Source organism: Streptomyces sp. NPDC093094 (genome assembly GCF_044754345.1).
Taxonomy (GTDB): domain Bacteria; phylum Actinomycetota; class Actinomycetes; order Streptomycetales; family Streptomycetaceae; genus Streptomyces.
In genome coordinates, this window is sequence record NZ_JBIVOX010000006.1 from 383529 (window position 1) to 398497 (window position 14969).

Consider the following 14969-nt stretch of genomic DNA (forward strand, 5'->3'; position numbering starts at 1 on the left):
GACGGACGCACCTGTTCACTGTGAGTGTGCGCGATGGAGTGGCGCCGATGAGCCTGGTCTACCCGTTCGACGAGGGTGCGACGGCCCGGGCTGTCATCGCCGAGAACGGCACGCTGACCTCGTGGAACGAGGGTGCACGTCGGCTGCTGGGCTGGACCGAGGAAGAGGTCCTGGGCAGGCCGGCCCGGGACCTCGTCGCGGACGCGGCTCCCCAGGTCCGCGACGACCGCTGGTACGGGTCTCTCGCCCTGCGGCACCGTGACGGCCGTACGGTCGCGGTGTGGCTGCTCGCGCACCATCAGTGGCGTCCGGGGGCCGGATCGGCCCACTGGCTCGTCGTCGCCCCGCTGGAACGCCCCGCGCCGCGCCCGCCCGGCGACCCGCTGGAGGTGTCGTTGCTGGCCCAGACCCCGTGCGCGCTGGCCGTCTACGACGAGCATCTGCGGCTGCACTCGGTCAACGACGCCATGGCCCGGACACTCGGTCTGCCCCATGAGGAGATCCGGGGGCTGAGGCCGTCCGAGGTCGGCGGGAAGCCGCAGAGCGAGGAACTGGAGAAGAGTGCGCTGGAGGTGCTCTCCACCGGACTGCCCCGCGAACTGCAGACGCACATGCCCAGCGGCGGCAGGAAGCAGGCCCACGCCTGGCACGCCCGGATCACACCCGTCGTGGACGGTGCCGGCCAGGTGCGCGGGGTGTGCATGGCGACCCACGACTTCACCGACAACTACCTCGCCCGTGAACGGCTGCAGCTGGTCAACGAGGCGAGCGTACGGGTCGGCACCACCCTGGACGTCACCCGCACCGCCCAGGAACTCGCCGATGTGTGCGTGCCCGCGCTGGCCGACTTCGTCAGGGTCGACCTGCTGGACGCCGACGAGCAGAGCGGTGACCCGCCGGCGCGGGTCACCGTGCCGGTCGGGCTGCGCCGGATCGCCCACCGGTCGGTGAACCCGGGCACGCCGGAGGCGGTGGTGCAGCCCGGTGAGTTCGACTCCTACCCGGCCGGCTCGCCTCAGGCCGATTCGCTCGTCGCGGGCCGCACCACGGTCGTCTCGGCGGCCGACGGCCGCCTGGCGGCGTGGCTGGCCCGCTCCCGGGCGCGCCGCGAGCGGATCCAGGAGTACGGCATCCACTCCACGATGTCCGTGCCCATCCAGGCCCGGGGCACCACCCTGGGTGTCGCGGTGTTCACCCGCTTCCGGCGGCCCGACCCCTTCACCCCGGACGACGTCCTGCTGGCCGAGGAGGTCACGGCCCGGGCCGCGGTGTGCATCGACAACGCCCGCCGGTTCTCCCGGGAGCGGGAGACGGCCCTGGCCCTCCAGCGCAGTCTGCTGCCGCGCCGGCTGCCGCGGACGGCCGCCGTGACGGCGGCCTCCCGCTATCTCCCGGCGGCGCGGGCCGGGGTGGGCGGCGACTGGTTCGACGTGATCCCGCTGTCCGGCATGCGGGTGGCCATGGTCGTCGGCGACGTCGTGGGCCACGGTGTGCAGGCGTCGGCGACCATGGGCAGGCTGCGCACGGCCGTGCGCACGCTCGCCGACATCGACCTGGCCCCCGACGAACTGCTCACCCACCTCGACGATCTCGTCGTACGGCTGGCGGAGGAGAACGGGGACGGCGGCCGGCCCGGTGAGCTGGGCGCCACCTGCGTGTACGCGGTGTACGACCCGGTGTCCCGGCGGTGCACCCTGGCGCGGGCCGGGCATCCGGCACCGCTGATGCTGCCGCCCGGCGCGACGCCCCACGAGGTGGAGGTGCCGGCCGGTCCGGCGCTGGGGCTCGGCGGACTGCCGTTCGAGAGCACCGAGCTGTATCTGCCCGAGGGCACCCTGCTGGCGTTCTACACCGACGGGCTGATCGAGGCGCGGGAGCGGGACGCCGAGACCGGGCGCGGCATGCTGGGCGAGGCGCTGGCGCGGCACACCGCCTCGCTGGAGGAGACCTGCGACCGGATCCTCGCCGCGCTGCTGCCTGCGGACGGCATCGCCGACGACGTGGCCCTGCTGGTGGCCGGCACCCGGGGGCTGCCCTCGGACCGGGTGGCCACCTGGGACATCCCGGCCGATCCCGCGCTGGTCTCGCCGATCCGCAAGCAGGTCGTCGAGCAGCTGGCCACCTGGCGGCTGGACGAGGCGTCCTTCACGGCCGAGCTGGTGGTGAGCGAGCTCGTCACCAACGCGATCCGCTACGGCGCCCGCCCCATCAGGCTCCGGCTGATCCATGACACGGCCACCCTGATCTGCGAGGTGTCCGACACCAGTCACACCGCCCCGCATCTGCGCCGCGCCAAGACCTGGGACGAGGGCGGCCGCGGGCTGCTGCTGGTCGCCCAGCTGACGCAGCGGTGGGGCAGCAGACACACGGCCGAGGGCAAGACGATCTGGGCCGAGCTCGGACTGTTCGAGGAGCCGGGGACGGTCTGACGGCCTCGCGTCATCCCTGGGAGCGGTCGATTCTCGGCCACTGTGCGGATGCCGCCCGGGGCCGCCGGGCGTCCGCGGTCCTCAGTGACCGGAGACGGCGTGCGGTGTGTACGGCTGCTCCAGCTCCTCCAGTTCCTTGTCGGTGAGGCGCAGTTCGGCCGCGGCCACGGCGTCCTGGAGGTGGCGGGGCTCGGACGCGCCGACGATCGGGGACGTCACCGGGGCCTTGTGCAGCAGCCAGGCGAGGGCCACCTGGGCGCGGGGGACGCCGCGGCTCTCGGCGACGCGGGTCACGGCCTCGACGACGGTGCGGTCGCTGTCCGGGTACAGCGTGCTGCCGAAGCCGTCCGTCTCGCTGCGGCCGGTGACGGTGCCCCAGTCGCGGGTGAGACGGCCGCGGGCCAGCGGGCTCCAGGGCAGGACACCGACGCCCTGGTCGACGCAGAGGGGCAGCATCTCGCGTTCCTCCTCGCGGTAGAGGAGGTTGTAGTGGTTCTGCATGGACACGAACCGGGTCCAGCCGCCCCGCTCGGCGGTGTGCTGGGCCTTGGCGAACTGCCACGCGTACATCGAACTCGCCCCGATGTAGCGGGCCTTGCCCGCCTTGACCACGTCGTGCAGCGCCTCCATGGTCTCCTCGACGGGCGTGTGCGGGTCCCAGCGGTGGATCTGGTACAGGTCGACGTGGTCGGTGCCCAGCCGGGTCAGGCTGTGGTCGATCTCGGTCAGGATCGCCCTGCGGGACAGCCCGCCGCCGTTGGGGCCGGGCCGCATCCGGCCCTGCACCTTGGTGGCCAGCACGATCTCGTCGCGGCGGGCGAAGTCGCGCAGCGCCCTGCCGACGATCTCCTCGCTGCTGCCGTCGGAGTAGACGTTCGCCGTGTCGAAGAAGGTGATCCCGGCCTCCAGCGCCTGCCGGATCAGCGGGCGGGACCTCTCCTCGTCGAGGGTCCACCCGTGCGTGCCCCGGGCGGGATCTCCGTAGGTCATGCAGCCCAGACAGATCCGGGACACGTCCAGACCCGTCGAACCGAGCTTCACGTACTGCATCGTCGCTGCTCCCGCCGTCGGCTGTGGCTGTCGGAGCGAGCCTAATCGGCGTGGAGGAGTTCCAGCGCCCGCGTCCAGCCGAACTCCGGTCGGCTGCCGTCCTCTTCGGGCTCGCCGGTGTACGGACCGCCGAAGCGCACGCCCATGCCCCGCAGACGTGCCAGGCTCTCCCGGTAGGCGGGGTGGGCGGCGAGGGCGTCGGCCACGCACGGCAGCACCGCGACGGGCACACCCAGGCCGCATGCCTCGTTGAGGGTGCCCAGGACGAGGGTGTCGGCGACGCCGGCCGCCCATTTGTTGACGGTGTTGAAGGTGGCGGGCGCGACGGCCACGGCGTCCGGGGGCGGGAAGGGGCGCGGGTCCGCGGGCGAGCGCCAGGCCGAGCGGACCGGGCGTCCGGTGAGGGACTCGACGGCGGCCGTGTCGAAGAAGCCGTTCATGGCGGCCGGGGTGGCGAGGACACCGACCTCCCAGCCCTTCTCCTGTGCGGCGCGGACGAGTTCGCCGACGCCGGAGGCGATGCCCGCCGCGCAGACGACGACGTAGAGGAAGGGTCTCCCGGCCTGTTCGGTCACCCGGGAACCCTACTGGAGCGGGAAGGACAGACCGCGTTCGGCCTCGGGGCGCGGGCCGTGGATGCGGCGCTCGTGCTCCTCGATCGGCACGTCGTCGACGGACGCCTCACGACGGGTCATCAGGCCCTGCTCGTCGAACTCCCACAGCTCGTTGCCGTACGACCGCCACCAGCGGCCGTCGGTGTCCTGGCTCTCGTACTGGAACCGCACGGCGATGCGGTTGCCGTCGAACGCCCACAGCTCCTTGCGCAGGGCGTACCGCCGTTCGCGCGCCCACTTGGCGGTGAGGAACCCGACGATCCCGGCGCGGCCGGTGACGAAGGTGTCGCGGTTGCGCCACACCGAGTCCTCGGAGTAGGCGAGCGCCACCTCGTGCGGGTCGCGGGTGTTCCAGGCGTCCTCGGCGGCCTGCACCTTGCGTGCGGCGGTCTCCCGGGTGAAGGGCGGCAGGGGCGGTCGGCTGGTCATGGCGTCCTCCGGGACGGGCTGACGGCTGCGAGAAGGGAGAACGGGCGTTCTCCGTCTGGCTGCTACCATAGGAGAACGATCGTTCTCAGGTCAAGGAGTGGTCCTTCCATGGACAGCGCGACCGCCCGCGAGAGGGCCCTGGACGCCGCCGAGGCGCTCTTCTACGCGCGGGGCGTCCAGTCGGTCGGCATGGACGATCTCCGGGGCGCCTCCGGGGTCTCCCTCAAGCGTCTCTACCAGCTCTTCCCGGCCAAGGAACAGCTGGTCGTCGCCTACCTGGAGCGCCGTGACGCCCGCTGGCGCGACCGCCTCGCCGCCCATGTCGAGCGGCACGAGGACCCCGAGCGGCGGATCGTCGCCGTCTACGACTGGCTGGAGCTGTGGTTCGCCGAGGACGGCTTCCGGGGCTGCGCCTGGATCAACGCGTACGGCGAGCTCGGCGCGACCTCCCGTCCCGTGGCGGACCAGGTCACCGCGCACAAGCGGGCCTTCCGCGACTACCTCACCGCCCTGGTCGCCGCCGCCGGCCGCCCCGCCTCCCTCGCGGACCCTCTCTTCCTCCTGGCGGAGGGCGCGACGGTCACCGCGGGCATCACCGCCACGACCGCCCCCGCCGCACAGGCGAGAGAGGCGGCGCGGCGGCTGCTGGCCGCCTCCCAAGGACCGCAGGAGGGGCCGCCGTAGGAACCCCGCCCGGCCCCCGGTCACCGGAGAGACCTCGGGGAGACTGCGGTGATATTCGGTTGCCCCCGAGGAGCCCCGAGCCCCAGGATCCGGACATGGAACCGCTCGTGGCCGGGCTGGTCGCCGGCTACGGCATCGCCGTACCCGTCGGCGCCGTCGGCACCTATCTCGTCTCGCTCACCGCCCGCAGCACCCTGCGCACAGGGACCGCGGCGGCCCTCGGTGTGGCCTCCGCCGACGGGCTCTACGCCCTCCTCGCCGCGCTCGGCGGCTCCGCGCTCGCCGCGGCGCTGCGGCCCGCCCTGACGCCGCTGCGCTGGGCGTCGGTGCTGGTGCTGCTGGCCCTCGCCGCGGTGGGTGCCGCCGGCGCGGTCCGGCGCTATCGCGGGCACCGGCTCGCCACCCGCTCCGACCCGCCCCCACCGGGCCCCGCACGGGCCTATCTCGGGCTGCTGGGGATCACCCTGCTCAACCCGACCACCGTGATCTACTTCGCCGCGCTCGTGCTGGGCGCGGGCGGGGCACGGGAGGCGGGCGCCGCGGCGCAGGCGGTGTTCGTGCTGGCGGCCTTCGCCGCGTCCGCCAGCTGGCAGCTTCTCCTCGCCGGCGGCGGCGCCCTGCTGGGCCGTGCGCTGACCGGACACCGGGGCCGCCTGGTGACGGCCCTGGTGTCGAGCGCGGTGATGGCCGCACTGGCCGTACGGATGGTGCTGTCCCCCGCCGGCTGACACGCGGGTCAGACGGGCCCCGGCCCGGCCGGTCCGGCGGTGAACGCGCGGGCCACGGTCAGGCTGTCCTCGTACACGTGATGACGGACGACCAGGCCGTTCTCGACGGTCAGATGCAGGGCGAATCTGGCGCGATACGGACGCCCGGTGGCCTTCGAGGTCTGCCGGATCTCGCCCAGGACCACCGCGTCCGCCCCGTCCACCAGGATCCGTTCCACCCGGGTGGCCACCTGGTCGGCGACATGGTGCTCCGCCAGTTCCCGGTAGTGGGCGGCGGCGTCCGCGCGGGTGGAGCGGTGCCGGATCCACGGCGTCCGCGCCCCGCCGTGCTCGTCCTCCGGCCAGTCGAGCCGCCAGTCGACGTGTCCGGCGTACAGCTCGGCGATGCGGTCCGGGTCGCCCTGGCCGATGCGGCGCAGCAGTTCCCCGACGACGGCGCGGGTCGTCGGGTCGGTGGTCGCGGTCATGGGCTTTCGCTCTCCTTCGGCCGGTCTCGCACACGATGATCACGACTGTGCCCGACCCGTCCGGTCCGGCGCGATCACGCCGGTGACAATCGCGCCGCGCCGCCGCACCCCCGCCGGCCTGCGGCGGTGGCCGAAACCGGCCGTGGCGGACGGCAGGAGCGGTAGGGATGATTCCGGCGCCGCCCGCTGTTGCAGCACGGTGCCCGTCACCCCGAACCCGACGACGGAACGGAGTTTCCATGCCTCTCGAGGGCGAGTACGAACCGAGCCCGACCAAGTGGGTCCGCGACCAGGTGGAGCTGTACGAGGGCTCCGGCGGCACCGAGGGCACGACCCTGTTCGACACCGGGCTGCCGGTGGTCGTCGTGACCACGGTCGGTGCCCGCAGCGGCAGGATCCGCAAGACGCCGCTGATGCGGGTCGAGCACGAGGGCAGCTACGCGGCCGTCGCCTCCGTGGGCGGCGCCCCGAAGAACCCGGTCTGGTACCACAACCTGCAGGCCGACCCCCGGGTGGAGCTGCAGGACGGTCCGGTGAAGCAGGACATGAAGGCCCGCGAGGTCACCGGCGAGGAGCGCCAGGCGTGGTGGGAGAGGGCGGTCGAAGCCTTCCCCCAGTACGCCGAGTACCAGCGGATGACGGACCGCACGATCCCCGTCTTCGTGCTGGAACCGGTCGTGGCCCACGACTGACCCCCGGACCCGGGCGGTCCTGCGGGACCCGGAGATTTTCCGCGCCGGGCGCGCATGAAGGCCATCGGGCCGGGCATCCGGGTGTCAGGCCCCGCCGCGCTCCCCCGTCGCGGCGGGGCTCTCCCGTGCCTCTCCCGCGGTCCGGTCGGTCACGTCGAGGAAGATCTGCGTGGCCTCGGGCACCGTGTGGGCGATCGAGCGCTTGATGCGCACCGAGACCCGCTCGACGCGCTCGCTGTCGATCCCGGGCATCAGATCGATCCGGGCGGCGACCAGGACCGAATCCAGCCCGGTCTGCATGGTGAACAGCGCCTCCACGCTGTCGATCTCCGGCTGCGCCGCCAGCAGGGCCCGGATCCTGCCGCTCGCCTCCGGGTCGGCGGCCTGCCCGATCAGCCGGTCCCGGGCGTCGCGCCCGAGACGGAACGCGACGAACACCAGCAGCGCGCCGATGGCGAGCGAGGCCGCCCCCTCCCACACGGCCTGCCCGGTGGCCCGGTGCAGCGCCATCCCGGCGAAGGCGAGGGTCACACCGATCACGGCCGTGCCGTCCTCGGCGACGACCGTGCGCAGGGCGGGGTCGTGCAGCCCGCCGGGGGCACCGTGCGTGCGCACCTGGTACAGGGCCCGCACCAGTGAGGCGCCCTCGGCGAGGAACGCCACGGCCAGCACGGCCAGGCCCACGGCATAGCCGTCGAAGTTCTCCTGGCCGCCGCCGCGCAGCGCCTCCACGCCCTGGAAGAACGAGAAGCAGCCGCCGGTGACGAAGATGCCGACGGCGGCGAGCAGCGTCCAGAAGAAGCGTTCCTTGCCGTAGCCGAAGGGGTGGCGGCGGTCGGCGGGGCGGCGGCTGCGGCGCAGCGCGGTGAGCAGGAAGACCTCGTTGAGGCTGTCGGCGACGGAGTGCGCCGCCTCCGACAGCAGGGCGGGCGAGGCCGCGAGGAGGCCCCCCAGCACCTTGGCGACGGCGATCACCAGGTTCGCGGCCAGGGCCACCAGCACGGTGACGCGGGTCCTGCGGTCGGCCTTCCGAGGCTTCGGGGCATCGGTCACCCCCGCCGACTGCCCCGGCGGGTGCGGATCACACCGTTCCGTCCGCCGGAACGGGGGAACCCGGCCTGGCAGAAGCCGTGCCGGGCCGCCCGGACCGGCGGAGCGTGTGCGGGGAGGAACCGGCATGAGCGACAGCGGCGACGGCAACAGCGCGTACGGCAGGAAGTCGTTCCGGCGGTCGAGGAGTCACTTCACCGACCGGATCACGGCGGACGGCCGGGACGGCTGGCCGGTGCGGGCCGGCCGTTACCGGCTGGTCGTCAGCCGGGCCTGTCCCTGGGCGAGCCGGGCGGTGATCTCCCGGCGCCTGCTGGGACTGGAGGACGCCCTGCCGATGGCGGTCGCCGACCCGGTCCAGGACGACCGCAGCTGGCGCTTCACGCTGGACCCGGGCGGCCGCGACCCGGTCCTCGGGATCCGGTTCCTCGGTGAGGCGTACGCCCGCCGGGAGACGGACCCGCCGGGCGGGGTGAGCGTGCCCGCGGTCGTGGACGTGCCCAGCGGGAAGCTGGTCACCAACGACTACCAGCGCCTCACCCTGGACCTCGCGACCGAATGGACGGCCCTGCACCGCAAGGGTGCGCCGCGGCTGTACCCCGAGGACCTGCGGGACGAGATCGACAAGGTCGCCGCGGACGTCTTCGAGGACGTCAACAACGGGGTGTACCGGGCCGGTTTCGCCACGGGGCAGGAGGAGTACGAGGCCGCGTGCGCGGCGGTGTTCCGCCGGCTGGAGCTGCTCGCGGCGCGGCTGGAGCGGCAGCGCTACCTCGTCGGCGACACCGTCACCGAGGCGGACATCCGGCTGTTCACCACGCTGGTCAGGTTCGACGCGGTCTATCACGGGCACTTCAAGTGCAATCTCTGGAAGCTGGCGGAGAACCCGGTGCTGTGGGCGTACGCCCGTGATCTGTTCCAGACGCCGGGGTTCGGGGACACCGTCGACTTCGACCACATCAAACGGCACTACTACCAGGTGCACACCGGCATCAACCCGACCCGGGTGGTGCCGCTCGGGCCGGACCCGTCCGGCTGGCTGACCCCGCACCACCGGGAGAAGCTGGGCGGGAGCCCCTTCGGCGACGGAACGCCGCCCGGCCCCGTCCCGGCCGGTGAGAAGGTCCCCGCGGCCGGGCGCCCCTGACGGCGCGGTGCCGCCGGTCGGTGCCGGAAAGGAGTCCTACGTGGCCAAGAAGAACAAGAAGAAGAAGCAGAAGCTCCCGCTGGTGTACAAGCCGCTCGGGTTCGCCCTGGGCTGGGTCGGCGGCGCGCTGTCCGGTCTCGCGTTCCGCCAGACCTGGCGGGCCATCCGGCACGAGGACGACGCCCCCGACCCCCTGGACCGCGACCGCGGCTGGGGCGAGATCATCCTCGCCGCCGCCATCCAGGGCGCCATCTTCGCCGCGGTCCGCAGCGCCGTGGACCGCAGCGGCGCGAAGGCCATCGAACGCTCCACGGGCGTCTGGCCGGGCGACCCGAAGACAGGCCGGGCGTAGTCCGCACCCGGACCCGGCGGACGGGGCACGGAGCCGTCCGGGGCGGGCCGGGGGCCTTCGGGCTCTCCCCGGCCCGCCCCGGACGCCGCGCCTCGTTCCCGGAGCCACCGAAGGCGGCCCCTTCACGGCCGGCCCGGTCCGGACAGCGGCCCCCGGGGCCCTTCCGACGGATCTCCGTGGGAGCGGGAGCGGCGTGCGGTGCGAACGGTCGTGCGGCGGAGCCACCTGGCCCTTCACACCGTGCGGCGTGCGTGCGTCGCGACACCGACCTGATCCGGACGGCAGCCGCCAGGGCCTGTCCGCCCCTTCGCGTCGTCGCCCGAAGGGCGGCCGCGCGCCGTCAGGTGCGTGCTCTCGGCGTGCCGGCCCCAGGCCCTCGTACCGGACGTACCCGGGTCCGGGGCCGGTGCGGCGAGAGCGCGTGCACGGCGTCGCGCGGCAGACGGGAACGGTCGGACAGGCCCTTAGCCCCGTTTGGGTTCCAGCGGTGGTGTCCGGCGCAGGACGAAGGAGTGGCCGGAGGGGTCGGCGTAGCCGCGTTCCTCGTGGGAGCCGGGGGCGCTGGTCTCGGTGGGGCGTCCGCCGAGGGAGACGATCCGGCGTTCGGCCTCGTCGAGGTCGTCGGCCTCCAGCTCCAGATGCACCTGGAGGGAGTTCTCGGGACGCGGCCAGCTCGGCGGCGTGGCGTTGACGTCGCGCCGGAAGGCCAGCCGGGTGCCGGCGGGGCTCTCGATCTCGATGCGGTTGGCGGTGGTGTGGGTCTCCTCCGCCGCCAGCAACTCCTTGTAGAACTCGGCGAGTCGCTCGGGCTCGGCGCAGTCGAGCACCACGACGCCCGCGGTCACCAGGGGCATGTCTCCTCCGAAGGGTCCGGGACGCGGTCGCGCCCTGTCGTCCCGGATATCCCGCACCCGCGGTTGTATCCCGGGCCCGTGGCCGCGCCCGGCGCCGTCCGGACGGCGCCCCGCGCGTGTCACTTGCAGCCGAAGTCGTCCCGGACCCGCGGCCATGCCTGTACGCCGTCCGGTGTGCGGACGTAGACGCGGGAGGGGTCGTCCGTGCGCCAGAGGGTGTCGTCGCCGTGGTGGTAGCCGGTGGGCCGGGCGTCGGCGGGCAGGCGGGCGTCGGCGTCGTAGGGGCCGGTGAGACCCCCAGGGGGGAGGACGCCGTGCGGGTCGCGGCCGTAGCTGTGCGGCCCGAGCGCGATGAAGTCGGCGTCCTGCCAGTCGCAGTGCTCCGCGCCCCGGTGGCTGTGGATCGTGGTGTACGGCAGCCGCCTGCCGTCGGCGCCGGTCCACAGGTCGTAGGGCATACCGGCCACGAAGTCGTCCGGCAGCTCGGACGGGTCGCAGGCCGCGCTGGTCTCCGGGCCCCAGCCGGGCGCGCCGGCACGGTCCTCGGCGACGACGACCGCGACCTTGGTGCGGCCGCCGACGTCGAGGGAGAACAGCACCCGGTCCTTCTCCCGGCGCTCGACGCGGTAGCCGTGCCGGGGCAGGTCCGGCTGCTCGACGGCGAAGTACGTCTCCAGCCCCTCCTCCGGTGTGTCTCCGCCGTCGCCCTCGCTCCACCTCTCGCCCGGGCCGCCGGAGAAGATCTCCCCGTCGCACTCCAGGGCCCGGCCGGCCGCGCCGGACTCGGCGCGCACGGCCTGCGGGCCGTCCTCGTCGAGGTTCACGGCCGGCACGGACAGCGGCCCGCGATAGGGGGTGGCGGGCGGTGTGCCGTCGACGACGACGTCCTCGCCGCCGGACCCGCACCCCGTCATCGCCGCGAGTGCCGCGACCGCCGCAAGTGCCGCCCCGGCGGCCGGAAGTCCTGCGCGCATGTCTCCCCCTGTCCGACACCGTCCTGTCCTCCTACGACGCCGCGGCGGCGGGAAACGTTCGGTCCCGGCTCCCCTCGCGCCGCCGTCCGCGAACCCGGGGCGAACGCCGGGGGCGATCCCGGTCGCAATTCGACGACATATGTCAATCGAACATGCTGCAATGCATGCGTTCGAGGGTAACTTGCGGAACAGGGAACGGAATTGAGGCCGTCCGGGTCGGAGGGGAAGTCGTCGTGCAGCAGAGTCCCGCGCCGCTCACCCGGCATCTGCGTGTCCGCACGGACCGTGGTCACACGGTCCTGGAGTTCCTCGGTGAGATCGACATCGCCGCCGCGGCGGAGATCCTGCCGCACGTGGACGCCGCCACGGCCCCGCTCGGCGCGCGTGTCGTCCTCGACCTGACGCGGGTGGAGTTCTTCGACTGCTCCGGGCTGCGGCTGCTCGCCCGCGCCAGGGTCCGGGTGCTGGAGCGGGGCGGGCGGCTGCACCTGGTGTGCGTCCATCCGCTGACCCTGCGCGTGCTGCGGGTCACGGGCCTGGCCCGGCTGCTGCCGCCGCAGCCGTCGCTGGAGGCGGCCCTCGGCCGGCGGGAGGCCGCGTCCGGCTCCCTCTGACGCCGACCCGCTTGTCTGGAGCGGGTGATGGCGGGCATCCGGAGAGCACGAAGGAAGGAGGCCCCCCGTGACGACGACCCGCGAACGCACGCCCCGGCGCCTGCCCGGCTGGGCCTGGGCCGCCGGTACCGCGGTCCTGGTGCTCGCCCTGCTGGCCGCGGGGCTCGGTCTGAGCGCGCTGCCGGCGCTGAAGGACGTCTTCGGCACCGAGACCCGCGACCGGTCCGGCCCCGCCCTGCTGCAGTCCGTCCAGGACATGAGCCGCTACGAGGCGGCCTCGGGAAACTTCCAGGTGGTGGTGGACCTGGAGAAGGACACGAAGTTCCTGCCGGACGCCGTCCGCGGCAGCCGCACCCTGTACGTGGGCGCGGGCACCGTCGACGCCTACGTCGATCTCGGCAAGGTCGGCGAGGACGACGTCCAGGTCGACGAGGACCGCGCCTCGGCCACACTGCGGCTGCCGCACGCGGCGCTCGGCAGGCCCGCCCTCGACCCCGACCGCTCCTACGCCGTCTCCAAGCAGCGCGGCCTGCTGGACCGGCTCGGCGACCTGTTCTCCGACAACCCCAACGGCGAACAGGCCGTGCAGCGGCTCGCCGTACGGCACATCTCGGCCGCCGCGAAGGAGAGCGGCCTGACCGCGCGCGCCGAGCGCAACACCACGGACATGCTGGAGGGCCTGCTGCGTTCCCTCGGCTTCAGCCGGGTGAAGGTCGTCTACGGCCGCTGACGGCTCCGCCCGGCCGGCCGTGCGGTCCTCCGGCCCCCGCCGTCAGCCGAGCGGCAGACCCGGCACCGCCAGCGCGGCCAGCAGCGCCGCGCCCGCCAGCAGCCAGGCCACGTAGTCGCCGACGTGACCGGACTGCAGACGGCGCAGCGGCAGGATCCGGTCGGTCGCCGATAGGGCGCGGGGACGTACGACGGCCACCGCGGCGAGGGCGACGGCCAGCACGGCCGGGACCAGGCCGAGGAGGATGCCGTGGGCCGACCAGTGCACGGCCACGGCCTCGGTGCCGGGCCGGGCCGCGGCGACCGCCCGGGTCACCACGCCGCCGAAGCCGGGGGCGCCCACGGCCAGCGCGCCCGCCAGCAGTACCGCGGGGACGGCCGTCATGGTGTCGGGGACCCGCCGCAGCGGCCGGCCCGTCTCCGGCCGCTCCCCGGAGCCCGTCGTCTCGTAGGCGCTCTCGTCCGGCGGTGGCGGGCCGAGCCCCAGGAACACCCGGGCGGTGACCCGCAGCACGGCTGCGGCCGTGACGGCCGAGGCGAGCACGTACAGGACGGTGAGCGGCCCGCCGGCCGCCTCCTCCGTGGCCGTCTTGCCCAGCGCGGTGCCGAAGGGCGGCAGTCCCGCGAGGGCGAGCCCGCCGGCCGCGAACATCACCCCGACGCCGGGCAGCCGGCGGGCGCGGCCGTGCAGGGCGTGCTCGTCGACGCTGCCGAAGCGGTCGAGGAGGATGCCGGCGCAGGCGAACAGGGCCGCCTTCACCCCGGCGTGCCCGACGACGTACAGGGCGACGCCCTCGTCGGCGCCGGGCCGCAGCACGCCGGCGCCGGCCAGGAACAGGCCGGTGTGGGCGACGGTGGAGTAGGCCAGCAGCCGTTTGATGTGCCGCTGGTACCAGCACATCACCGCGCCGACGGCCGCCGTCAGCGTGCCCAGCACGACCAGGACACGCGTCAGTTCGGCCGCGGGCACTCCGCCGGGGCCGGCGAACACGGTGCCGTACACCCGCCACACGCCGTACACGCCCAGCTCGACCATGACGCCGGACAGCAGCATGCACACCGGTGTGGGCGCCACCGCGTGGGCGTCCGGCAGCCAGAAGTGGAACGGTACGGCGGCCGCCTTGACCAGCAGGCCGGTCAGGACGAGGACGAAGGCCGCGAGGACGAGCGCGTCGGGCCGGCCGTGCGCGTCCAGCGCCCGCCCGATGCGCTCCATGCCCAGTTCGCCGGTACGGGCGTACAGCAGCGCGATCCCCATCAGCATGGCGTACGCGCCGAGGGAGGTGACGACCGCGAAGGTCAGGGCACCCTGCACGGCCCGCGCCTCCTCCACGCGGTAGCCGGTGAGCGCGTACGCCGCGACGCCCATCAGCTCGAAGAACACGAACGCGTCGAACAGGTCGCCCGCGACGGCGAATCCGCACATGCCCGCCTGGAGGGCCAGCAGCAGCGCGGGGAAGGACCCGGCGTGCCGGCGGGGCGGTTCGTCGAAGTAGTGCCAGGAGTACACCAGGGCCGCGAGGGTGAGCAGGGAGGCGAGCGCGGCGAGGCCGAGCCCGGGGCCGTCCCCGACGAGGACGATGCCGACGGTCTCGCCGCCCTCGGGGGTCCAGCCGCCGACCCATTCCGTCATGGGCGGCGAGGAGTCCGGCAGCAGTGTCAGCGCGAGGGCGGCGGTGCCGGCGGAGAACGCGCAGCCCGTGGTCTCGGCGGCGAAGCGCGGCATCCGCCGCCCTCCGGCGACCAGCAGGGCGGCGCCGAGCAGCGGGACGGCCACGAGCAGCGGCAGCAGTCGGTGCATCAGCCGCGCAGCTCCGACAGCGCGTCGGGGTCGACCGTGCCGTGCCGCTTGGAGATCTGCACCACCAGCGCCAGCAGCAGGGCGGTCACGGTGGCCCCGACGACCACGTCCGTGAGCGCCAGCGCCTGCACGACCGGATCCACCACGGGCCGCGAGCCCGGCGTCACGTCGGAGAACACCGGCGCGGTGGCCCCGTCGCGGTAGCCGACGGCCAGCAGCAGCACATAGGTGGCCGCCTGGCACACGGCCAGACAGCCCACGGCGTGGATGAGGTTGCGGCTGGTCGCCAGGCCGTGGCAGCCGGCCAGGAACACCCACACGGCGACCAGACAGGGGAACGCGTCCGTCACGGAGC

General features: G+C 74.1%; 17 protein-coding genes. 8 read left to right on the forward strand and 9 right to left on the reverse strand.

The annotated features are described in order from the left end of the window. The first annotated feature begins 47 nt into the window (after positions 1–47). Positions 48–2429 carry a SpoIIE family protein phosphatase gene (locus ACIQGV_RS15260; protein ID WP_402494725.1) on the forward strand — a complete coding sequence of 794 codons (2382 nt, stop codon included), beginning with the start codon at positions 48–50 and terminating at the stop codon, positions 2427–2429. 81 nt (positions 2430–2510) lie between these two features. Here ACIQGV_RS15260 and ACIQGV_RS15265 read toward each other — a convergent pair whose 3' ends face one another. Genes ACIQGV_RS15265 through ACIQGV_RS15275 form a run of 3 tightly spaced genes read right to left on the reverse strand, consistent with a single transcriptional unit; the run spans position 2511 to position 4522 of the window. After that, positions 2511–3479, reverse strand: a complete 969-nt coding sequence (locus ACIQGV_RS15265) for an aldo/keto reductase (RefSeq protein WP_402494727.1) — start codon at positions 3477–3479, stop codon at positions 2511–2513. A 41-nt stretch (positions 3480–3520) separates the two neighbouring features. Further along, positions 3521–4054, reverse strand: a complete 534-nt coding sequence (locus ACIQGV_RS15270; protein ID WP_402494728.1) for a flavoprotein — start codon at positions 4052–4054, stop codon at positions 3521–3523. A 9-nt stretch (positions 4055–4063) separates the two neighbouring features. After that, positions 4064–4522 carry a nuclear transport factor 2 family protein gene (locus ACIQGV_RS15275; RefSeq protein ID WP_402494730.1) on the reverse strand — a complete coding sequence of 153 codons (459 nt, stop codon included), beginning with the start codon at positions 4520–4522 and terminating at the stop codon, positions 4064–4066. A gap of 108 nt (positions 4523–4630) precedes the next feature. Here ACIQGV_RS15275 and ACIQGV_RS15280 point away from each other — a divergent pair, with 108 nt between their 5' ends. Beyond that, positions 4631–5206 (forward strand): TetR/AcrR family transcriptional regulator, encoded by a 576-nt coding sequence (locus tag ACIQGV_RS15280; protein WP_402494732.1) that lies wholly within the window; start codon positions 4631–4633, stop codon positions 5204–5206. A 95-nt stretch (positions 5207–5301) separates the two neighbouring features. Beyond that, positions 5302–5934 (forward strand): LysE family transporter, encoded by a 633-nt coding sequence (locus tag ACIQGV_RS15285; RefSeq protein WP_402494734.1) that lies wholly within the window; start codon positions 5302–5304, stop codon positions 5932–5934. An 8-nt stretch (positions 5935–5942) separates the two neighbouring features. On the opposite strand, the gene ACIQGV_RS15290 is transcribed toward ACIQGV_RS15285, so the two are convergent. Then, positions 5943–6401, reverse strand: a complete 459-nt coding sequence (locus ACIQGV_RS15290; protein WP_402494736.1) for a nuclear transport factor 2 family protein — start codon at positions 6399–6401, stop codon at positions 5943–5945. Positions 6402–6640: 239 nt separating this feature from the next. Between ACIQGV_RS15290 and ACIQGV_RS15295 the strand changes: the two genes are divergently transcribed. Then, positions 6641–7093, forward strand: a complete 453-nt coding sequence (locus ACIQGV_RS15295; RefSeq protein WP_402494737.1) for a nitroreductase family deazaflavin-dependent oxidoreductase — start codon at positions 6641–6643, stop codon at positions 7091–7093. A gap of 84 nt (positions 7094–7177) precedes the next feature. Here the strand turns inward: ACIQGV_RS15295 and ACIQGV_RS15300 are convergent, their stop codons facing one another. After that, positions 7178–8272 carry a cation diffusion facilitator family transporter gene (locus ACIQGV_RS15300; RefSeq protein ID WP_402494739.1) on the reverse strand — a complete coding sequence of 365 codons (1095 nt, stop codon included), beginning with the start codon at positions 8270–8272 and terminating at the stop codon, positions 7178–7180. Here ACIQGV_RS15300 and ACIQGV_RS15305 point away from each other — a divergent pair. Further along, the gene (locus ACIQGV_RS15305; RefSeq protein ID WP_402494741.1) at positions 8271–9290 is read left to right on the forward strand and encodes a glutathione S-transferase family protein; all 1020 of its coding nucleotides are present in this window, start codon (positions 8271–8273) and stop codon (positions 9288–9290) included. The two genes, ACIQGV_RS15300 and ACIQGV_RS15305, sit on opposite strands and share 2 nt — an antisense overlap. 40 nt (positions 9291–9330) lie before the next feature. Next, the gene (locus tag ACIQGV_RS15310; RefSeq protein WP_402494742.1) at positions 9331–9642 is read left to right on the forward strand and encodes a DUF4235 domain-containing protein; all 312 of its coding nucleotides are present in this window, start codon (positions 9331–9333) and stop codon (positions 9640–9642) included. Positions 9643–10106: 464 nt separating this feature from the next. On the opposite strand, the gene ACIQGV_RS15315 is transcribed toward ACIQGV_RS15310, so the two are convergent. After that, on the reverse strand, positions 10107–10496 hold the full coding sequence (locus tag ACIQGV_RS15315) for a VOC family protein (protein WP_402494744.1): 390 nt from the start codon (positions 10494–10496) through the stop codon (positions 10107–10109). A gap of 119 nt (positions 10497–10615) precedes the next feature. Next, the gene (locus ACIQGV_RS15320) at positions 10616–11470 is read right to left on the reverse strand and encodes a hypothetical protein (protein ID WP_402494745.1); all 855 of its coding nucleotides are present in this window, start codon (positions 11468–11470) and stop codon (positions 10616–10618) included. Positions 11471–11703: 233 nt separating this feature from the next. Here ACIQGV_RS15320 and ACIQGV_RS15325 point away from each other — a divergent pair, with 233 nt between their 5' ends. Together ACIQGV_RS15325 and ACIQGV_RS15330 are read left to right on the forward strand one after the other, a co-directional pair. Further along, positions 11704–12084, forward strand: coding sequence for an anti-sigma factor antagonist (locus ACIQGV_RS15325; protein WP_402494747.1), 381 nt, complete (start codon positions 11704–11706; stop codon positions 12082–12084). Between the two features lie 67 nt (positions 12085–12151). Further along, on the forward strand, positions 12152–12814 hold the full coding sequence (locus ACIQGV_RS15330) for a DUF4230 domain-containing protein (RefSeq protein ID WP_402494749.1): 663 nt from the start codon (positions 12152–12154) through the stop codon (positions 12812–12814). Between the two features lie 42 nt (positions 12815–12856). Here the strand turns inward: ACIQGV_RS15330 and ACIQGV_RS15335 are convergent, their stop codons facing one another. Further along, positions 12857–14614: a complex I subunit 5 family protein gene (locus tag ACIQGV_RS15335; protein ID WP_402494750.1), complete on the reverse strand. Its 1758-nt coding sequence runs from the start codon at positions 14612–14614 to the stop codon at positions 12857–12859. After that, on the reverse strand, positions 14614–14964 hold the full coding sequence (locus tag ACIQGV_RS15340; RefSeq protein ID WP_402494998.1) for a sodium:proton antiporter: 351 nt from the start codon (positions 14962–14964) through the stop codon (positions 14614–14616). Before ACIQGV_RS15340 ends, ACIQGV_RS15335 begins: the two co-directional genes overlap by 1 nt. Between the last annotated feature and the right edge of the window lie 5 nt (positions 14965–14969).